15 protein-coding genes are annotated in these 18,168 nt (G+C 72.6%); 5 read left to right on the top strand and 10 right to left on the bottom strand.

What is annotated here, in order from left to right:
• Positions 1-6: 6 nt before the first annotated feature.
• Positions 7-1,755 carry a GGDEF domain-containing protein gene (locus tag KAK07_RS11235; protein WP_210860729.1) on the bottom strand — a complete coding sequence of 583 codons (1,749 nt, stop codon included), beginning with the start codon at positions 1,753-1,755 and terminating at the stop codon, positions 7-9.
• A gap of 292 nt (positions 1,756-2,047) precedes the next feature.
• Here KAK07_RS11235 and KAK07_RS11230 point away from each other — a divergent pair, with 292 nt between their 5' ends.
• Positions 2,048-2,704, top strand: a complete 657-nt coding sequence (locus tag KAK07_RS11230) for a hypothetical protein (RefSeq protein ID WP_210860727.1) — start codon at positions 2,048-2,050, stop codon at positions 2,702-2,704.
• A 7-nt stretch (positions 2,705-2,711) separates the two neighbouring features.
• Here the strand turns inward: KAK07_RS11230 and KAK07_RS11225 are convergent, their stop codons facing one another.
• From KAK07_RS11225 to alaS, 9 genes are all read right to left on the bottom strand, one after another.
• Positions 2,712-3,788, bottom strand: a complete 1,077-nt coding sequence (locus KAK07_RS11225; RefSeq protein WP_210860725.1) for a lipocalin-like domain-containing protein — start codon at positions 3,786-3,788, stop codon at positions 2,712-2,714.
• On the bottom strand, positions 3,788-6,340 hold the full coding sequence (locus tag KAK07_RS11220) for an FtsX-like permease family protein (protein ID WP_210860723.1): 2,553 nt from the start codon (positions 6,338-6,340) through the stop codon (positions 3,788-3,790). Before KAK07_RS11220 ends, KAK07_RS11225 begins: the two co-directional genes overlap by 1 nt.
• On the bottom strand, positions 6,330-6,998 hold the full coding sequence (locus tag KAK07_RS11215) for an ABC transporter ATP-binding protein (RefSeq protein WP_210860847.1): 669 nt from the start codon (positions 6,996-6,998) through the stop codon (positions 6,330-6,332). Before KAK07_RS11215 ends, KAK07_RS11220 begins: the two co-directional genes overlap by 11 nt.
• Before the next feature lie 19 nt (positions 6,999-7,017).
• Positions 7,018-7,539, bottom strand: a complete 522-nt coding sequence (locus tag KAK07_RS11210; protein ID WP_210860722.1) for a DUF1993 domain-containing protein — start codon at positions 7,537-7,539, stop codon at positions 7,018-7,020.
• 86 nt (positions 7,540-7,625) lie between these two features.
• Complete coding sequence (locus tag KAK07_RS11205; protein ID WP_210860721.1) at positions 7,626-8,081, bottom strand: type II toxin-antitoxin system VapC family toxin; 456 nt, start codon at positions 8,079-8,081, stop codon at positions 7,626-7,628.
• Positions 8,078-8,428, bottom strand: coding sequence for a DUF6364 family protein (locus KAK07_RS11200; protein WP_210860720.1), 351 nt, complete (start codon positions 8,426-8,428; stop codon positions 8,078-8,080). Before KAK07_RS11200 ends, KAK07_RS11205 begins: the two co-directional genes overlap by 4 nt.
• A 44-nt stretch (positions 8,429-8,472) precedes the next feature.
• On the bottom strand, positions 8,473-9,012 hold the full coding sequence (locus KAK07_RS11195) for a GNAT family N-acetyltransferase (RefSeq protein ID WP_210860719.1): 540 nt from the start codon (positions 9,010-9,012) through the stop codon (positions 8,473-8,475).
• Positions 9,013-9,241: 229 nt separating this feature from the next.
• Entirely contained in the window at positions 9,242-9,844 is a 603-nt protein-coding gene (locus tag KAK07_RS11190) for a hypothetical protein (RefSeq protein WP_210860718.1), read from the bottom strand.
• A 16-nt stretch (positions 9,845-9,860) separates the two neighbouring features.
• Complete coding sequence (gene alaS, locus KAK07_RS11185) at positions 9,861-12,581, bottom strand: alanine--tRNA ligase (RefSeq protein WP_210860717.1); 2,721 nt, start codon at positions 12,579-12,581, stop codon at positions 9,861-9,863.
• A 318-nt stretch (positions 12,582-12,899) separates the two neighbouring features.
• Here alaS and KAK07_RS11180 point away from each other — a divergent pair, with 318 nt between their 5' ends.
• Genes KAK07_RS11180 through KAK07_RS11165 form a run of 4 tightly spaced genes read left to right on the top strand, consistent with a single transcriptional unit; the run spans position 12,900 to position 18,158 of the window.
• Positions 12,900-13,880 carry an FAD:protein FMN transferase gene (locus tag KAK07_RS11180; RefSeq protein WP_310740719.1) on the top strand — a complete coding sequence of 327 codons (981 nt, stop codon included), beginning with the start codon at positions 12,900-12,902 and terminating at the stop codon, positions 13,878-13,880.
• Positions 13,877-16,846 (top strand): HzsA-related protein, encoded by a 2,970-nt coding sequence (locus KAK07_RS11175; protein ID WP_210860715.1) that lies wholly within the window; start codon positions 13,877-13,879, stop codon positions 16,844-16,846. Before KAK07_RS11180 ends, KAK07_RS11175 begins: the two co-directional genes overlap by 4 nt.
• Complete coding sequence (locus KAK07_RS11170; RefSeq protein ID WP_210854560.1) at positions 16,843-17,397, top strand: hypothetical protein; 555 nt, start codon at positions 16,843-16,845, stop codon at positions 17,395-17,397. The genes KAK07_RS11175 and KAK07_RS11170 overlap by 4 nt, the downstream gene beginning before the upstream one ends.
• Positions 17,394-18,158, top strand: a complete 765-nt coding sequence (locus tag KAK07_RS11165) for an SH3 domain-containing protein (protein ID WP_210854559.1) — start codon at positions 17,394-17,396, stop codon at positions 18,156-18,158. The genes KAK07_RS11170 and KAK07_RS11165 overlap by 4 nt, the downstream gene beginning before the upstream one ends.
• The last annotated feature ends 10 nt before the right edge of the window (positions 18,159-18,168 follow it).

Genomic DNA, 18,168 nt, shown 5'->3' with positions numbered 1-18,168 from the left:
CCGACTCTACCCGACGCCGACCTCGGCCACCGCCAGCTCCACCCGGCAGCGTCCCAGCTGCTTGGCACGGTACAGCGCGGCATCGGCCTGCGCCAGCAACTCGTGCAGGTTCTCGCCCGTCGGCCCGCTGGCGGCCACCCCGGCCGAGAAGCTGCAGTGCAGCACCGCGCCGTCGGCACCGGCAAAGGCCTGGGTCTGGAAGTCCTGCAGCAGCGCGCGCAGGCGCTCGGCGGCCTGCGTCGCGTCGGCACCGGCCATCAGCAGCACGAACTCCTCGCCGCCGTAGCGGCAGACCAGGTCCTCGGCCCGCGAGCGGCGTCGCGCCAGCTGGGCAAACAGGCGCAGCACCTGGTCGCCCAGCTCGTGGCCGTGCTGGTCGTTGACCCGCTTGAAGTGGTCCAGGTCCACCATCACCAGCGCCAGCGGCTCCTGGCGGCGCTGCGCCTGCGACAGCATCGCCGGGCCGGCCTCCAGCAGGTGGCGGCGGTTGTGCACCCCCGTCAGCGGGTCTTCCAGTGCCTGGGCGCGCAGCCGCTGCTGCAGGCGCTCGTTCTCGGCCACCTGTGCCTGCAGCTGAGCGTTCAGGGCGGCCAAGCGCTCGTGTTCGCGGCGGGCGGCGTCGCGCTCCCACTCAGCCAGTGACAGTCGGTGGGTGATCTGCAGGCTGAGCCGGCGCGAGCGCGCGGCGCGGCCCAGCAGCTGCTCGTGGATCGCAAAGGCGCGCTCGTGCAGCGCACAGGCCTGGGCCAGTTCGCCCACCGCCTGCGCGGCGCGTGCGGCCACGCGCGGCAGGTTGACCTGGTCCATCGGCAGCGTGCCTTCGGCGCCCTGCTCGTCCAGCAGCGCCTGGCGTGCCAGACACAGGCGAAGCGCCTGGGCAGGCTCGCCACGGATCAGCAGCAGCCGGGCCTGCAACAGCACGCGCACGGTGGCGGTCTCGTTGCTGAACGGGTCCTCATGGTGCTGCCGGGCCAGCACCGCGGCCGCTTCGTCGTGCAGGTCGTTGTCGAGCAGCGCGCGGGCGATCTCCTCGTCGCGCTGCAGCGCCGGCGGGTCATCCGGGCGGATGCGGCCGATCAGGTGCTCGCGGGCCAGCGCCAGGGCGTCGGCGGCCTCGCCGCGGAAGCACAGGTTCTCGACCAGGTTGCCGGCGGCGTAGATGATCTGCCGCCGCGAACCCAGACGCAGCGCGCCCTCCAGGCACTCCTGCAGCAGCGGCGCCGCGTCTTCCAGGTTGTACAGGTCCGACTGGTAGGCGCCCAGGTTGTTCAAGGCGTTGACGACCAGGCTGTCGACACCGCTGCGCCGCGCCAGCGCCATCGCCTGGTAGTACAGGTCCAGCGCGCCGTCGTCATCGCCCAGCATCGACACCACGGTGGCCAGCGACGCCGCGCTGAGGTAGGCATCGACCAGCGGCCGCTGCTCCGCGCGCTGGTGCAGCGGAGCGAGCAGGGCCTCGGCCTCGCTCAGGCGGCCTTCGCGGCGGTGCCACTGGGCGCGGACATGGTCGCGCAGCGCCGCCAGCCGCGCTGGGCCGTCCAGCGCGCAGGCCGCTTCGGCCTGGGCCATGGACTGCTGGTACTGGTCGACCGTGCCCTCGCGCACGGCCACCAGGGCCTCGATCAGGTGGGCCATCGCACGCAGCGCGGGCGTCGCCTCGGGCTGCGCCAGGGTCGTCTGGGTCGCACGCAAGGCGGCGGCCGAGTCCAGGATGATGCTGGCCAGGGCGCGGTCGAGGGGCGATCCAGGGTCCATCGGGTACTGCGGGGTGGTCGAGACGAAGTATCGGCAAGTCGGCGCGTCGATACCCTTATCGGCATCCAGGGTGGCCGACTGTAGCCAAGCCTGCGAGAATCCATGAGGTTGTCCGCTCGGCGTCTCAGGACAACGGTCCCGGCTGGACGTCCGTCGTCACCGTTCGGCGCCCTGGCCCCTGGCCCCTGGCCCCCCTCCGCAGTTCTGAGGACGACCGCCCCCCGGCCCCCGCCCAGAATCGACCCGGTCCGCACCCGATCCTTCGGGGCCGTCGATCCACCGGGGAGCCGCCATGACACCATCGATCCGAACCACGCTGCTGTGCGCGCTGGGCGCGTTGCTCGCGCTGCCATCCTGGGCCCGGTCGCCGCCGCTGACCGCGCTGTGGCAGGACACCTGGGTGTCGACACGCCCGGCCGCGGTGCCGGACATGCCCGACGCCGGCCCGGAAGCGCCCGCGGCGGTGATCTTCAGCAACTTCGGCCGCCCGCCCGATGGTTTCGCGCCCGAAGGCTGGACCATCATGGGCCGCGGCAGCGACCTGGGCCTGTACCAGGCCTTCGCCACCCAGTTCACGCCCAGGAGCGCCGCCACCGTGGGTGACATCCTGATCGGTGTGGGCATCATCAGCGGTCTGAACGCCGTCAAGGTCAGCCTGAACGCCGATGACGGCGGCAGTCCCGGCACGGCGCTGGCCGAGGTCCGGCTGAACGACCTGGAGGACTACCTGTGGTGCTGCAAGCCGCGGCGCACCGGCATCCAGGGCATCGCACTGACCGCCGGCCGCCCCTACTGGGTGGTGGTGCGCCCGCTGACCCTGGTGTCCACCACCAAGGCGGCCTGGGCCTGGAGCGGCCGCTACAAGCTGGGCCGCACCGCGATGAACCATGGCAGCTACTGGGCCCCGGAGACGAACTACCAGGGCTCGCTGAAGGTGCTGGCGCAATGACGTGGCGTCACAGGCGCAGCCGGCCGGCGTAGCCGGTCATCTCCAGGTAGCCCCAGCCCAGGGAGCGGCCGTCCTCGGCGCGCAACGCCGACAGCCCTTCCCAGTAGACGGTGCCGGTGCTGGCGCGGCTGTCCATCTCCTGCGCGTCCACCAGGGCCTGCACCTGGAAGCGGCCGACCGGCGTGTCGAGCCGCCAGTCCACCGGGTAGCTGGCGCCGGTGCCCGGGCTGGTCCAGCGGCGGCCGGCGGTGAAGCGCAATTCGTCGGGCCGGAACACCCGCAGCCGGCCGCCCGCATCGCGCCAGCTGCCGCCGGCCCACAGCACGCCGCCGTCGCGCGTGCGCAGCTGGAAGGCGGTGAGCGCGCTGCCGTCGTCCAGGTTGATGCCGACCCAGTCCCAGCCCTGGGCCTGCGGGGCCAGCAGGGTGTCGCTCCATTCGTGGTCCAGCCAGGCGCGGCCCTGCACCGGCTGCGCCTGCGCACCACGCACCACCTGGCCCTGTACCGCCAGCTGCGGGTGGCTGACGTAGTGGCTGGCCTCGGCCTCGCCCGGGCCCTTGCGCGAGTAGCCGGCCTCGCCCTGCAGCAGCAGGGGCTGGGTGGCATCGGCGCGCAGGTCCAGCGCGAAGCCGGTGGCCGGTGCCTTTAGCGCGTAGCCCCGCTCGTCGCGCGCCAGGGTCCAGCGGGCAATGCGCAGGCCCAGGTCGTCCAGGCGAGCGTGGTCACCCTCCTGCGTCTCGCCATTCCAGCGGGCCAGGCGCTGGTCGTGCTGGTGGGTGCCGGCCACGCGGTCGGTCAGCGCCGCGTGGGCGAACAGCAGCTGGCGCGGCGCCAGCCGGCCGGTGCCATCGAGGCCGGTGGCCGAGCGGAAGAAGGTGATCTGAAAGCCCCAGCGGGGCGGCTCGGTGCGGGCTGCATCAGCCGGCCACAGCGCGCCGGTCAGGTACCACCATTCGGTGCGCTGCGCGGGGTGGGCGCCATGGTCGGGCGGGAAGCGCAGGACCCGGCCGCGGCGCACGCGCTCCTCTTCGGCGCGGGCCGCGCCGGCCGCCAGCATCGCCGCCAGAAGAACGCGACGCCGCATCACCAGTCCTCCCGCACCGCGCGCACCGCGTCGGCGTTCACCGCGCGGCGCGCCACCCAGGCGCTGGTGCCCAGGCCGGCCAGCGCCACCGCGCCCAGCAGCGCGGCCACCGGCCCGGGCGGCAGCACCAGGTCCATCGTCCAGTGAAAGCTCTGCGGGTTGACCACGAAGACCAGCACCGCGCTGATCGCCACGCCCAGCCCCAGGCCCATCAGCAGCCCGGCACCCAGCCAGCCGGCCATCTCCAGCACCACCAGGCGCAGCACCTGGGCGCGTGTCAGGCCCAGGTGGGCGAGCAGGCCGAACTCGCGCCGGCGCGCCAGCACCTGGGCGCTCAAGCTGGCCGCCACGCCGGCCAGGCCGATGGCGATCGCCACGCCCTGCAGGTAGCGGGTGACGGCGAAGCTGCGGTCAAAGATCTGCAGCGAGATCGCCTTGAGTTGCGCCACCGTCACCGCGCTCACCGCCGCGGGCTCGCCGCCGGCGCGGCGCAGCGCGTCCTTCAGCGCCGCCTCCACCGCGGCCGGCGCGGCCTCGGGGGCCAGCCACAGCGACAGCTCGTTGATGCGGCTGTCGCCGGTCAGGCGCTGGTAGTCGGCGCGCTCCATCACCACGCTGCCGAACTGCCGCGCGAAATCGCGCCAGACGCCGCGCACGAACACGCGGATCGGCTGACCCTGGGCGTCGCGCATCGGCAGCGTCAGGTGCTGGCCGGGTTGCACGCCGTGCAAGGCGGGCAGGGCCTCGCTGACGAACACCGGCACCTCGCCAGGCGCCGCCAGCTCGGCCGGCAGGGCCAGGCCCACCAGCGGCAATGCCTGTTCGGGCCGCTCGCCCAGCGGCCGCGCCAGCAGCCACACCGCGGGCAGGCCGGCGCCCCAGTCCATGCCACGCGAGCGCGCGCCCACCGCACGCGTCACGCCCGGCAGCGCGGCGGCCTGCGTGTCAAAACCGGGCGGCCACAGCGCCTCGGCCGAGGCCGCGCCGCCGCCGCCCAGGCGCAAGTACATGTCGGCCGGCAGCACCGCGTCCAGCCAGCTGCCCACCGAGCCGCGAAAGCTGGCCACCATCACGGTGAGCGCCACGCACAGCGCCAGGCTGGCAACGATGCCGGCCAGCGCTGCGGTGGCGGTGGCGCGCGCATGGCGCGCCCGCTGCAGGCCCAGCAGCCACAGCGCGTGGCGGGCGGGCCGCGCGCCACGCTGGCCCAGCAGCCCCCGCACCAGCGCCGGCAGCAGCGCGATACCGCCCACCAGCGCGCAGGCCACCGACGCATAGGCGGCCAGCGGCAGTTCGCCCCAGGGCGGCAGCAGCGCCAGCCCACCGGCCACGGCCAGCAGCGCCGCGCCGGGCCACCAGGGCGGCGGCGCCTCGTCCCAGCCGCCCAGGCCCTTCAAGGCCTGGGCTGGCGCCAGCCGCGCCGCGCGCGCCGCCGGCCAGGCCCCGCCGGCCAGCGCGGCCACCACGCCCGCCGCCCAGGCCACCGCCGCCGCCGCGGGCGACCAGCGCAGCGTGGGCGCGCTGGCGCCGAACACGCCGCTGCCCAGGTCGCCCGCCAGCCAGTGCAGCGCCGCCGCGGCCAGGCCGGTGCCCAGTGCCACACCCAGCAACCCAGCCAGCGCGCCCAGCAGCGCGCACTCGCCCCACACCAGCCGGCGCCGGCCGGCCGCGTCCAGGCCTAGCACGCCCAGCAGCGCCAATGCAGGCGTGCGCTGCGCCACCGCCAGCGACACCACCGAGAACACCAGGAAACCACCCACCACCAGCGCCACCAGCGCCAGCACCGTCAGGTTCACCCGGTAGGCGCGCGAGAGGTTGCTGACCTGCTGCGCCTCGTCATCGGCCGCGGCCCAGCGCGCGCCGGCCGGCAGCGGGCCGTAAGCCTGGCGCACCGCCGCTGCGGTGGCCCCGGGCGCCAGCCGCAGGTCCACCGCGCTGAGCGTGCCGTCCAGCCCCAGCGCGGCCTGGGCAGCGGCCACGTCCATCACCGCCAGCGGCGCACCGCCGGCGGCCACCGTGCCTGCCACCGCAAAGGCCTGCGCGCGCCCGCTGACCAGCAGCCGCAACTCCCCAGCCGATCCCAGCAGTTTCAGCAGCGCCGGGTTCACGAATACCTGACCGGGGCGCAGCATCGCCAGCCGGTCCTGGGTGTCGTTCGGGCGCGGCAGCAGCCCAGGCGCCACTGCGGCCACGCTGAGGGCGTCGATGCCCAGCAGGTCCACCGTGCGCGGCCGGCTGCCATCGGCCGGCAGCATCAGCAGGCTGCGCTCGATGCGCGGATGCGCCGCCCGCACCGGCGCCAGCGCGGCCAGGCGCGCGGCGCTGTCATCGGGCAGGCCGCTGGCGCCGCCCAGCAGGCGCAGGTCGGGCTCGCCGTTGGCGCTGCGCACCGCGGCCGAGAACTCGGCCAGCGCCGATTCATTGATCAGGTGCACCGCCAGCGCCAGCGCCACGCCCAGCGCCACGCTGAGCAGCGCGGCCAGCTGGCGCCAGGGGTGGGCGCGCCACTCGGCCCAGCTCAGGCGCCACAGCCGGGGGCGCTCAGTCGGCATGCGCGGGGCGGTCGGCCGGCTGCACGCCGGTGGCGGTCAGGCGCAGCACGCGGTCGGCGCGCGCGGCCGCCGCAGCCGAATGCGTGACCAGCAGGCAGGCCGCGCCTTCATGGCGCACCTGGGCCTGCAGCACATCCAGCACCTGGGTGGCGGTGGCGGGGTCCAGGTTGCCGGTGGGCTCGTCAGCCAGGATCAGCGGCGGGCGGTGCACCAGCGCGCGGGCGATGGCCACGCGCTGCAACTGCCCGCCCGACAGCTGCGAAGGCATCCGCGCCCCCAGCGCGCCCAGGCCCACCGCGTCCAGCATCGCCGCCACGCGCGCCGCATCGGGCCGGCCCTGCAGCAGCAGCGGCAGCGCCACGTTGTCGGCCACGTTCAGGTGCGGCAGCACATGAAAGGCCTGGAACACGAAGCCCAGGCGCTCGCGGCGCAGGCGGGCGCGCTCGGGCTCGGGGCGGCTGTGCAGCGGCGCGCCGTCCAGCCACACCTCGCCGGCATCGGCGTCGTCCAGGCCGGCGATGACGTTGAGCAGCGTGGACTTGCCCACGCCCGACTCGCCCACCAGCGCGACGAACTCGCCGGCCGGCAGGTCCAGGTCCACGCCCGCAAAGACGCTTTGCCCCGGGTAGGCCTTGCGCAGCTGGCGCAGGCGCAGCAAGGGGGCGTTCACGCGTGGCTCAGCGCGTCGCCGACGGACCCACCAGGTAATCGGCCTTGCCCAGCGGCACGCCGGCCTGGCGCAGCAGGTCGTAGGCGGTGGTGACGTGGAAGAAGATGTTAGGGATCGCCCAGTGCAGCAGGTAGGCCTGGCCCGTCATCGTGCGCGTGGCGTCGCGGCCGACCGGGAAGGTGATCTCCACCGCCTCGCGGCCATCGAGCTGCGAGGGCTGCACCGTGGCCAGCCAGGCCAGCGTCTTGGCCACGCGGGCCTTCAGCTCGGCGAAGGTGGTTTCGTTGTCCTCGAACTTCGGCGCCTCGATGCCGGCCAGGCGCGCGGTGCCGTTCTTGGCGGCGTCGCAGGCAATGCGGATCTGCGCGGTGAAGGGCAGCATGTCGGGGGCGAAGCGCAGCGTGCAGAACACGTCGGGGTTGAACTTGCGCTCAGTGGCGTTGGCCTCGGCCTTGTCCATCAGGTGGGCGAGGTTGCTCAGGGCGGTGGTGAAGGTCGGCAGCGCGGCGCTGCCCAGGGTGATGCTCATCGGGATCTCCTCGTGGTCGGTCGCGCATGCTAGCCCGGACTGATCACCCGCGCAGGGCTGCGTCCTTGATGCAGGGCTGATGGTCCTCAGCGCCGCGGTGTCCGCCAGGGGTTGATGACCACCACCCCACACGCGGCGAAGTCCTTGTCGTTGCGTGTGACCAGCGCCAGGCCACCCTGGCGCGCCGTCGCAGCGATCTGGGCATCAGCGAAACCGATGGGGCGGCCGCGGCGGCGCCGTTCGGTGACGAGTTGGCCCAGCATGATCGCTGCCGCGGCATCGAAGGGCCGCACGCGCTGGCCAAAGCCCTGCTCCAGCAGCGCCTGCAGCGCCACGGCCAAGCCACGTTTGCGTCGGCCGGTGGGCAGGGCTTCGATGCCCTGCCACAACTCAGCCAATGACACGGCGCTCAGGTGCAGTTGCTCCGGCGCCTGGGCGGCCAGCCACTGCAGCACGCCGGCGTCGGGCACCGGGCGCAGCAGTTCGGCCACCACGCAGGTGTCGAGCAAGCCGGCCGGCCGCGAGACTGACAACCGACTCACCGCGACGAGCGGGGCTGGCTGGGGTCGCGCGGCGGGAGCCAGTCAGCGGGTTCAGCGCCACCGAAGGCCTGGACGCGCTCGCGCACCACCGCCAGCCAGGACGGCGACGGCGGTGGGGGTGGCACGGGTCGACCGGGCGCGGCAGGCCGCGTGTCCGCCGGGCCACTGCCGTGCAGCGGCGCCGGCAGCGGCTCAGCGGCCACCAGCGCCGACGAGGGGACGCCGGCACTGGCGTAGGCCTGCAGGAAATCGCGCACCAGGGCGCTGACCGATGTGCCTTCGGCAATCGCCCGCATGCGGGCGGCCTTGATCAGGGCTTCGTCCACCACCAGGGTCAGGTTGGCCACGGCAGTCTCCCTGCGGTTTCACACGTGTATCAGTGTACACGTGTTCACGGATGACTCGGCGCATCGCGCCAGCGCGCCATCGCCACGCAGTCCACATACACGCCGCCGCGCAGCCCATAGCCACGCATCAGCCCCTCGCGCTCGAAGCCATGCCGCTCGTACAGGCGGATGGCGCGGGCGTTGTCCGCGTAGACGGTCAGCTCCAGCCGCAGCAGCGCGGCCCACTCGTCGGCGTGCTGCAGCAGCGCGCGCATCATCGCGTCGCCCACGCCCTGCCCCTGCGCCTCGCGCGCCAGCGTGATGCCCAGGCCGGCCACATGTCGGCGGCGCGGCGACGGGGTGGGCTGGTGCAGGCCAGCCAGGCCAACCACGCGGCCGTCGCGCTCAGCCGCCAGTTGCAGTTCCACCCCGGGCTTGTCCATCGCGGCCAGGCGCTCGCGCCACCAGGCCTCGCTGGCGTGGGGCATCTGCAGGGTCTGGGCGTAGACGCTGGGGTCGCTCATCAGCGCGGCCACGTCGCGCGCATCGTCAGCGCGGGCGCGGCGCAAGAGGAGGTTCGGCGGGTTCTCGGGATCGGTGCTCATGCTCAGTCTCCTGGATCGGGGGGCTGAAAACAACAAGGCCCGCGGGGTGCGCGGGCCTTGGGCGGTGCAGCGGTGGCTGCGGGGTGTCGCGCAAGGGCCCGCTAGGGGCGCAGGTGGACCATGACGAACGCGCCCTGGCCCACCACGGGGGTGTGCAGGGTGCGAATGGTCATCAGCGGGGAGCGCGACATGCGCTGCAGCTTAGGGGCGACGACGGGGCGCCGTCAAGTCAGCGCGGCAAGGCCGGCGGCGGCGGCTCGTCGATGTCGCGCGCCTGCACGTCCACCACATCGTCGTCGTTGGCCGGCCCGCGCCGACCAAAGCCCGGGCCGGCGAAGCCGCGGCGGAACTGGAAGTGGGTGGCGAAGGGTGGCACCTCGGGCCGGGGCAGGCGCCAGGTCAGCAGCGCACCGGCCAGGCTGGCCAGCAGCGCCAGCGCCAGCAGGCCGCCGCCCAGCACGCGCAGGTCCAGCCACTGGCCGACGAACGCGGTCAGCGCGATCAGCAGGAAGAACGGGAAGCTGAAGGCCAGCAGCAGCCCCCAGCCCCAGCGGCCGTTGGCCAGCAACCAGCCGGCCAGCAGTGGCGCCGCGGCGGCGCACAGCAGCGCGGCCTGCGGCGGCCAGGGCCACAGCGCCACCAGGCCCTGACCCAGGCCCAGCACGGCGGCCACCAGGAACAGCGCGAAGCCGCCGCCGCGCAGCTGCAGGTCGCGCCGCGCGCGCGGCAGGCCGGCGCGGGCGTTCAGCCACAGCAGCGCCAGGCCCAGGAAGAACCAGCCGAAGAAGCCGAGCGAGCCCAGGCCCTGCAGCGCGGCCAGCAGGTCAGCCACGGTCACCTGCGGCCACTCAGACCCGCTCGCTGACCCAGCCGGCCACCGAGGCCAGCGCGGCCGGCAGCGCGGCGGCATTGGTGCCGCCGGCCATGGCCATGTCAGGCTTGCCGCCGCCCTTGCCGCCCACCTGCTGGGCGACGAAGTTGACCAGCTCGCCGGCCTTCAGCTTGGCCATGCTGTCGGCGGTGACGCCGGCGGCCAGCTGCACCTTGGCGCCGTCCACGCTGGCCAGCACGATGGCCGCGGTCTTGAGCTTGTTCTTCAGCTGGTCCAGGGTGTTGCGCAGCGTGGCGGCGTCGGCGCCGTCCAGCGTGGCAGCCAGCACCTTCAGGCCCTTGATGTCCACGGCCTGGGCCACCAGCTCGTCGCCCTGGCTGGACGCCAGCTTGCCCTTGAGCGCGGCGATGTCCTTCTCCAGCGCGCGCACCTGCTCCTGCAGGCTGGCGATGCGGCCGGGCAGCTCGGCCGGTGCGGCCTTGAGCGCGCCGGCAGCGGCGTTGACGGTGTTCTCCAGGCCCTGCAGGTAAGCCAGCGCGTTGTCGCCGGTCACCGCTTCGACGCGGCGGATGCCGGCGGCCACACCGCCCTCGGCCACGATCTTGAACAGGCCAATGTCACCCGTGGCCTTGACGTGCGTGCCGCCGCACAGCTCCTTGCTGGAGCCGATGCTCAGCACCCGCACGGTCTCGCCGTACTTCTCGCCGAAGAGCATCATCGCGCCGCTCTTCTGCGCATCGTCCAGCGCCATCACCTGGGCGTTGGCGGCGGCGTTGGCCAGGATCTCGGCGTTGACGAGCGCCTCGACACGGCGGATCTCGTCGGCCGTCATCGGCTGGGTGTGGGCGAAGTCGAAGCGGGTGCGCTCGGGCGTGACCAGCGAGCCCTTCTGCTGCACATGGCCGCCCAACACCTCGCGCAGCGCCTTGTGCATCAGGTGGGTGGCGCTGTGGTTGCGCACGGTCTTCGCACGCAGCTCGGCGTTGACCTTGGCGGTGAAGACGTCGCCCACCTTCACCTCGCCCTCGGCGATGTGGCCCTGGTGGCCAAAGACATCGGCCTGGATCTTGAAGGTGTCGGCCACCTCGACCTTGGTGCTGGCGTTGCGCAGCTCGCCCGCGTCACCGCACTGGCCGCCGCTCTCGGCGTAGAACGGGGTGTGGTCAAGCACGATCACGGCGTCATCCCCCGCCTTGGCACTGGCGACCGGCGAGCCGTCCACGTAGACGGCCACGACCTTGGAGGTCTCGCACACCAGGTGCTCATAGCCGTGGAAGGCGGTGGCCACGCCGCTGTACTCCAGGCCCTGGGCCATCTTGAACTTGCCGGCCGCGCGGGCCTGCTCGCGCTGGCGGCTCATCGCCGCCTCGAAATCGCCCTGGTGCACGGTGTAGCCACGCTCGCGGCAGACATCGCCGGTCAGGTCCACCGGGAAGCCGAAGGTGTCGTGCAGCTTGAAGGCGGTCTCGCCGTCCAGCACTTTGCCGCCGGCCGTGCCCAGTGCTTCCAGCGCGGCGTCGAGGATCTCCATGCCGCGGTCGATGGTCTGGAAGAAGCGCTCTTCCTCCTGCTTGAGCACCGCGAACACGCGGTCGGCGTTGGCGCGCAGCTCGGGGTAGGCCTCGCCCATCTCGGCGGCCAGCGGGTGCACCAGGGTATGGAAAAAGGGCGCGCGCGCACCCAGCTTGTAGCCGTGGCGGATCGCGCGGCGGGCAATGCGGCGCAGCACGAAGCCCCGGCCGGCGTTGCCGGGGATCACGCCGTCGGCCACGGTGAAGGCGCAGGCACGGATGTGGTCGGCGATGACCTTCAGGCTGGGGCTGGACGGATCACATCCCGTGGCGGCGGCGCTGGCGCCGGGCCGCCCCAAGCCAGCGCCAGCCCCCTCGGGGGGTAGCGACGCCGCGTCAGCGGCTAGCTTGGGGGTCGCATGATCCACGGCGTTCTTCGCCGCCGCGAGCAAGGCCACGAAGAGATCGATCTCGTAGTTGCTGTGCACATGCTGCAGCACCGCGGTGATGCGCTCCAGGCCCATGCCGGTGTCGACACTGGGCTTGGGCAGCGGGTGCATCACGCCGTCTTCAGTGCGGTTGAACTGCATGAAGACGTTGTTCCAGATCTCGATGTAGCGGTCACCGTCTTCGTCGGGGCTGCCCGGGGGGCCGCCGGCCACGTCGGGGCCGTGGTCGTAGAAGATCTCGGTGCAGGGCCCGCAGGGGCCGGTGTCGCCCATCATCCAGAAGTTGTCGGACATGTAGCGGCCGCCCTTGTTGTCGCCGATGCGCACGATGCGCTCGGCGGGCACGCCCACCACCTTGTTCCAGATCTCGTAGGCCTCGTCGTCCTCCGAGTAGACCGTGACCCACAGCTTCTCGGGGGGCAGCTTGAAGTGGCCGGTCAGCAGCTCCCAGGCGTAAGCGATCGCATCTTTCTTGAAGTAATCGCCGAAACTGAAGTTGCCCAGCATCTCGAAGAAGGTGTGGTGCCGCGCGGTGTAGCCCACGTTGTCGAGGTCGTTGTGCTTGCCGCCGGCGCGGATGCACTTCTGGCTGGTGGTGGCGCGGCTGTAGGCGCGCTTGTCAAAGCCCAGGAACACGTCCTTGAACTGGTTCATGCCTGCGTTGGTGAACAGCAGGGTCGGGTCGTCGCCGGGAATGACCGGGCTGGAGGCCACGATCTGGTGGCCCTTGGACTCGAAGAACTTCAGGAAGGTGTGACGGATCTCGGAGGCTTTCATCCGGGACTTTCGGTGTTCGAGGCGGGGCCCGGCAGCAGGGCGCGGCCCTGGGCGCCACCGGGGTGGAGGCGAAGCTGCGGATTATAGAAGTGCCACCTCCTGGGCCCGGCCGCACGCGGCGCCGATGCACGCGCACGGTTGCCCAATCGAACGAGTTGTAACGCGTTTCAGAAGGCCGCGTTGTTACATTCTCGCCGCCGGTTGACCCCCACCGCCGGCGAACGAGAGACCCACAAGGACCCCCCGTATGACACCGCCTGTGAGCGAGGTCGGGCCGCTGCTTTGCCCGACAACCTCCACCGCCCTGCGGAGCGTGCCGTGAGCCTGCTGGCCGCCCTGCCCCGCGTGCTGCGCCGGTCGGCGCCGCCGGTCGCACCCGTGCCCGGCTGGTACCGCCGCGAGGCCGCGATCATGGGCACCGCGATCAGCGCCGAGCTGTGGGCCGACAGCCCCGCCGAGGGCGAGGCCGCGCTGGACGTGGTCTTCGACGAGATGCACCGCATCGACCGCCTGATGAGCCCGCACAAGCCGGCCTCTGAGCTCTCGCGCATCAACCGCGAGGCGGCCCACCATGCGGTGCCGCTGCGCGAGGAGATGGCCACACTGCTGGCGCGGGCGCTGGACTTCTCGGCCCGCACCGACGGCGCCTTCGACATCAGCTTCGCCGCCATCGGCCAGCTCTACGACTACCGTGCCGGCACCGTGCCCAGCCCGCAGCTGCTGGCGGCAGCGCGCGGCCTGGTGGACTGGCGCGAGCTGCACCTGGACCGCCGTGCCGGCACGCTGCGCTTCGGCCGCGCCGGCATGCGCATCGACCTGGGCGGCATCGCCAAGGGCCATGCGGTGGACCGCGCGGTGGCGCTGCTGCGTCAGCGCGGCATCCAGCACGCGATGGTGGCCGCCGGCGGCGACAGCCACCTGCTGGGCGACCGCCGCGGCCGGCCCTGGCAGCTGGGCATCGCCCACCCGCGCCGCAAGGGCGACACCGTGGCGGTGCTGCCGCTGCAGGACACCGCGGTGTCCACCTCGGGCGACTACGAGCGCGGTTTCGAGCGCGGCGGCGTGCGCCACCACCACCTGATCGATCCGCGCACCGGCGACTCGGCGCGCGGCGCCACCAGCGTCACGGTGCTGGCGCCCGATGGGGTCACGGCCGAGGCGCTGTCCAAGATGCTGTTCATCCACGGGCCCCGCCGGGGTTTCGCGATGCTCGAGGACTGGCCCGGCGTCGACGCCGTGCTGGTCGATGCGCAGGGCGTGCTGCACGCCAGCGCCGGATTCAACGGGAGCCATTCATGACCCTGACACGTCCGATCGGGTGGCTGACCGCTGCCCTGGCCGCCGCCGCCGTGCTGGCCGCCTGCTCCGGCAGCGGCAGCAGCGACAGCGTGATCGTCGAGGGCGACATCCCCATCGCCTACGTCAAGCGCGCCGACACGCTGAACCTGAACCCCACCGATGGTGGCGGCTTTGCCGAAGGCGGCGATCTGATGCTGCGCGAGACCTCCTCGCCCAGCGCGCCCGAACACAACCTGACCGCGGCATTCACCCAGGGCCGCGGCGATGCCTCCGACCCCGAGGTGTCCTACGACGGCAAGAAGATCGTCTTCGCGATGCGCTGCCCGGCCAGCAACAGCGCCACGATCGGCGGCCTGCCCGCCTGCACCGGGCGCTGGAACATCTGGGAATACGACATGAGCAGCGGCGGCCTGACCAAGGGCAGCTTCCGCCGCCTGACCGCCTCCACCGAAAGCGACGACGTCGACCCGGTCTACCTGCCCGGCGGCCGCGGCTTCGTCTTCAGCAGCAACCGCCAGACCGGCTCCTACGCCAACCAGGCGCTGGGCCGCAGCTACTACGCGCTGGACGAGTACGAACGCCAGCGCGTCTTCAACCTGCACACCATGGATGCCGACGGCGCGGCCATCACCCAGGTCTCGTTCAACCAGAGCCACGACCGCAACCCGGTGATCCGGCTCAACGGCGACGTGATGTTCTCGCGCTGGGACCATGTGGCGGACCGCAACCACTTCAAGGTCTTCCGCATGAAGCCCGACGGCACCGACCTGTTCGTGCTGTACGGCTCGCACAGCGAGGGCAACACCTTCCTGAACCCGCGCGACATGGACCCCCAGGGCGCCTACGCCGGCCAGATCACCTCGGACCTGATGCCGCTGCAGCGCACCCACGAAGGCGGCGCGCTGGTGCGGGTGGACGTGGCCAACTACTCCGAGCAGAACACCCCGGCCAACAAGGACGTGCCCACGCAGGGCGGCCAGGTGGCGATGACCGACAAGACGCTCAACGCCGAGCGCGGCTTCTCGCCCTTCGGCCGTGCCACCACGCCCTACCCGCTGTGGGACGGCACCGACCGCATCCTGGTGGCCTGGAAACCCTGCGAGGTGCACCGCGGCACCGATGTCGTGCCCTGCGCCTCGTTGACGCAGGCCGAGCTGGACCGCCTGGGCGATGCCAACCGCACGATCGAACAGCGTGAAGCCGATGAGCTGCAGGACAACGTGCGCCCGCACTACGCGATCTACATGTTCAACCCGAAGCAGCAGACCTGGCTGAACGTGGCCTCGCCGCCGCCGGGCTTCATGTACACCGACCCGATCGCGCTGGTGGCCCGCACCGAGCCCAAGGTGGTGGAGCCCACCAACCTGGACAGCGACCTGGCGGCGCAGAAGCTGGGCCTGCTGGAGGTGCGCAGCGTCTACGACACCGACGGCCTGGGCCGCATGGGCGACCCGGTGCTGGCTCCGGTGGACACCGCCGGTGCCTGCAGCGAGCCCATCCCCAAGACCACCCCCACCGACGCCGCCGACACCCGCGCCCAGGTCGCCCACCTGCTGCGCATGAAGGACCCGGCCGACAGTGCCTACCTGTGCAGCCCGGCGCGCTTCATCCGCGTGATGCGGGCGGTGGCGCCGCCATCGGGCTCGATCGGCCTGCGCCATGCGATCGGCGAGACCAACTTCGAGCCGCAGCAGATCCTGGGCTACGCACCCATCGAACCCGACGGCTCGTTCAAGCTGCGCGTGCCCGCCGACACGCCGATCGGCCTGGCGGTGGTGGACGCCGAAGGCCGCGCCTTCCAGACCCACACCAACTGGATCCAGGTGCGCCCCGGCGAGCGCCGCACCTGCGACGGCTGCCACAGCCCGCGACGCGGCGGCGCGCTGAACTCCGGCACGGTGGTCGACACCGTGCCGGCCGCCTGGCGCAGCGCCATGGCCTCGGCGCGGCTGTCGGGCGAGACCATGGCCTCCACCCGCACCCGGCTGGACCCCAGCGCGCTGCAACTGGCGACCGACCTCCTGTCGCAGGACATCTGGGCCGACACCGCCCGCCCCGGGGTGCAGGCCCGGCCCAGCGTGGCGTTGCGCTACACCGGCAACGCCCTGGCTGCGAATGACCTGGCCACCACCGTGCCGCTGCGCGGCGTCATCAACTACCCCGAGCACATCCAGCCCCTGTGGACCCGCGACCGCGGCAGCAACACCTGCACCCGCTGCCACGGCGCTGGCGCCGCGCTGGACCTGAGCGCCAGCATCGCCGGCACCGGCCGTCTGCTGAGCTACGAGTCGCTGCTGGTGGGCGCGCCGGTGATCGACCCGGTCACCGGCCTGCCGGTGACGCGCCTGGTCGAGGGCGTTCCCGAGGTGGTGCGCGAGCCGGCACTGGTGGAGACCGGCGCCAGCGAGGGCGATGCGGCGGGCCTGGCGCGCAAGAGCCGGCTGGTCGAGATCCTCAGCGGCCAGACGCTGATGGCCGGCGCCGACACCCGCACGATCTACCCCACGCCCGCGGTCAACCACAGCGCCTTGCTCAACGCCGCCGAGAAGCGCCTGGTGGCCGAGTGGATCGACCTGGGCGGCAAGTACTACAACGACCCCTTCGACGCCAACGCCCAGGTGCGTGAGGTGCGCACGCTGAGCCAGGCCACCTTCACCGCCAAGGTGCTGCCGGTGCTCAGCAGCACCTGCGCCACCGCCTGCCACATGGGCGTGGGCAGCGGCCGCGGCACCGATTTCCGCCGCAACCGCTTCGTGCTGACCGGCGACGCCGAGGGCGACTACAACGTCACGCTGTCGATGGTCACCAACACCTGCCAGCCCGCGGCCAACCCGCTGCTGGCCCAGCCGTCGACCCGCCCGCACCCCAGCGGCGCCACCGGCCAGACCCGTGCCCCGCTGCCCGTGGGCAGCGCCGGCTACCAGGCCATTTACAGCTGGATCGCCAGCGGATGCCCCACCCCATGAGACTGATCGCCCTGGCATGGACCGCCGCCCTGCTGGCCGGCTGCGGCGGCGCCGCCGACATCGACAACCCGGAAGGCGCCAGCGGCCAGAAGCTGGCCTTCGCCTACTTCCAGAAGTGCGTGCAGCCGCTGCTGAGCTCGCCGCTGACGTTGCCCGGCGGCGGCACCGCCACCTGCGCCGCCGGTGGCTGCCATGACAACACCAACGGCACCGGCGGCGCGCTGCGCCTGATCGGCAACGCCGCCACGGTGGACCTGGGCCTGACGGCCGATGAGATCCGCGCCAGCCAGATGTACCGCAACTTCTACTCCGCCCAGGGCGTCACCGTGCCCGGCAACCCCGAGGGCAGCCGGCTGCTGGCCAAGCCGCTGCTGCTGGGCATGCTGCATGGCGGCGGCCAGGTGCTGGGCAGTGCCGACGACGAGCTGGCGCTGCGCATCCGCTACTGGATCACCCACCCGGCCCCCAAAGACCAGGACGAGTTCAGCAGCGCCACCTACGCGATGTTCACCCCGGCCGACCCGGCCACCGGCAGTTGCAACACCCGATGAGCTGGCTGACAAGACATCTGCTGGCCGCCGCGCTGGCCCTGGGCGTGCTGGGCGCGCAGGCACAGGGCGTGGACGGTCCCGGCCTGGCCGCCGTGCAGCGCGTACAGGTGGCCGACCCCTTCATCGAGTTCCGCACCGGCCCGGGCCGCGGCTACCCGGTGCACTACGTGGCCGAGCGCGGCGCCTGGGTGCAGGTCGAGCGGCGCCACACCGACTGGTTCAAGCTGCGTGCCGAGACCGGCCAGGTCGGCTGGGTCACGCGCGATCAGCTGCTGGCCACGCTGGGCGACGACGGCCAGCCCACCCGTTTTGCCGGCCTGCAGCTGCAGGATTACCTGCAGCGCCGCGTCGAGGCCGGCGCGATGATCGGCCGCTTCCAGTCCGAGCCCATGGTGCGCCTGTGGGCCGGCTGGCGCCTGCACGAGGCGCTGGCGCTGGAGCTGGCGATCGGCCAGGTGCAGGGCGTGTACTCGGGCACCTCGCTGGCCCAGGTGCAGATCGTCAGCGAGCCCTGGTCCAACCAGCGCTGGTCGCCCTTCGTGGGCGTGGGCCTGGGGCGCTTCAACAACCTGCCCAACAACAGCCTGGTCGACGACGCACGCACCAACGTCAACATGGGCCTGGCCACCGCCGGCCTGCGGGTGCACCTGGCCGAACGTTTCGTCGTGCGCCTGGACTGGACCCTCTACACCGCGCTGCTGGGCGACAGCGGCTATGGCGAGTACCGCGCGCTGAACGCCGGACTGTCCTTCTTCTTCTGACCCCACCCCA

The sequence above is a fragment of the Ideonella alba genome, assembly GCF_018069875.1.
Taxonomy (GTDB): domain Bacteria; phylum Pseudomonadota; class Gammaproteobacteria; order Burkholderiales; family Burkholderiaceae_C; genus Ideonella; species Ideonella alba.
Note: the sequence above shows the minus strand (reverse complement) of the source record. Positions and strands in the feature narration are given on the sequence as shown.

Coding starts and splice junctions, on each gene's coding strand:
- KAK07_RS11235 (WP_210860729.1), bottom strand. CDS start 1,755: ATGGACCCTGGATCGCCCCTCGACCGCGCCCTGGCCAGCATCATCCTG.
- KAK07_RS11230 (WP_210860727.1), top strand. CDS start 2,048: ATGACACCATCGATCCGAACCACGCTGCTGTGCGCGCTGGGCGCGTTG.
- KAK07_RS11225 (WP_210860725.1), bottom strand. CDS start 3,788: ATGCGGCGTCGCGTTCTTCTGGCGGCGATGCTGGCGGCCGGCGCGGCC.
- KAK07_RS11220 (WP_210860723.1), bottom strand. CDS start 6,340: ATGCCGACTGAGCGCCCCCGGCTGTGGCGCCTGAGCTGGGCCGAGTGG.
- KAK07_RS11210 (WP_210860722.1), bottom strand. CDS start 7,539: ATGAGCATCACCCTGGGCAGCGCCGCGCTGCCGACCTTCACCACCGCC.
- KAK07_RS11195 (WP_210860719.1), bottom strand. CDS start 9,012: ATGAGCACCGATCCCGAGAACCCGCCGAACCTCCTCTTGCGCCGCGCC.
- alaS (WP_210860717.1), bottom strand. CDS start 12,581: ATGAAAGCCTCCGAGATCCGTCACACCTTCCTGAAGTTCTTCGAGTCC.
- KAK07_RS11175 (WP_210860715.1), top strand. CDS start 13,877: ATGACCCTGACACGTCCGATCGGGTGGCTGACCGCTGCCCTGGCCGCC.
- KAK07_RS11170 (WP_210854560.1), top strand. CDS start 16,843: ATGAGACTGATCGCCCTGGCATGGACCGCCGCCCTGCTGGCCGGCTGC.
- KAK07_RS11165 (WP_210854559.1), top strand. CDS start 17,394: ATGAGCTGGCTGACAAGACATCTGCTGGCCGCCGCGCTGGCCCTGGGC.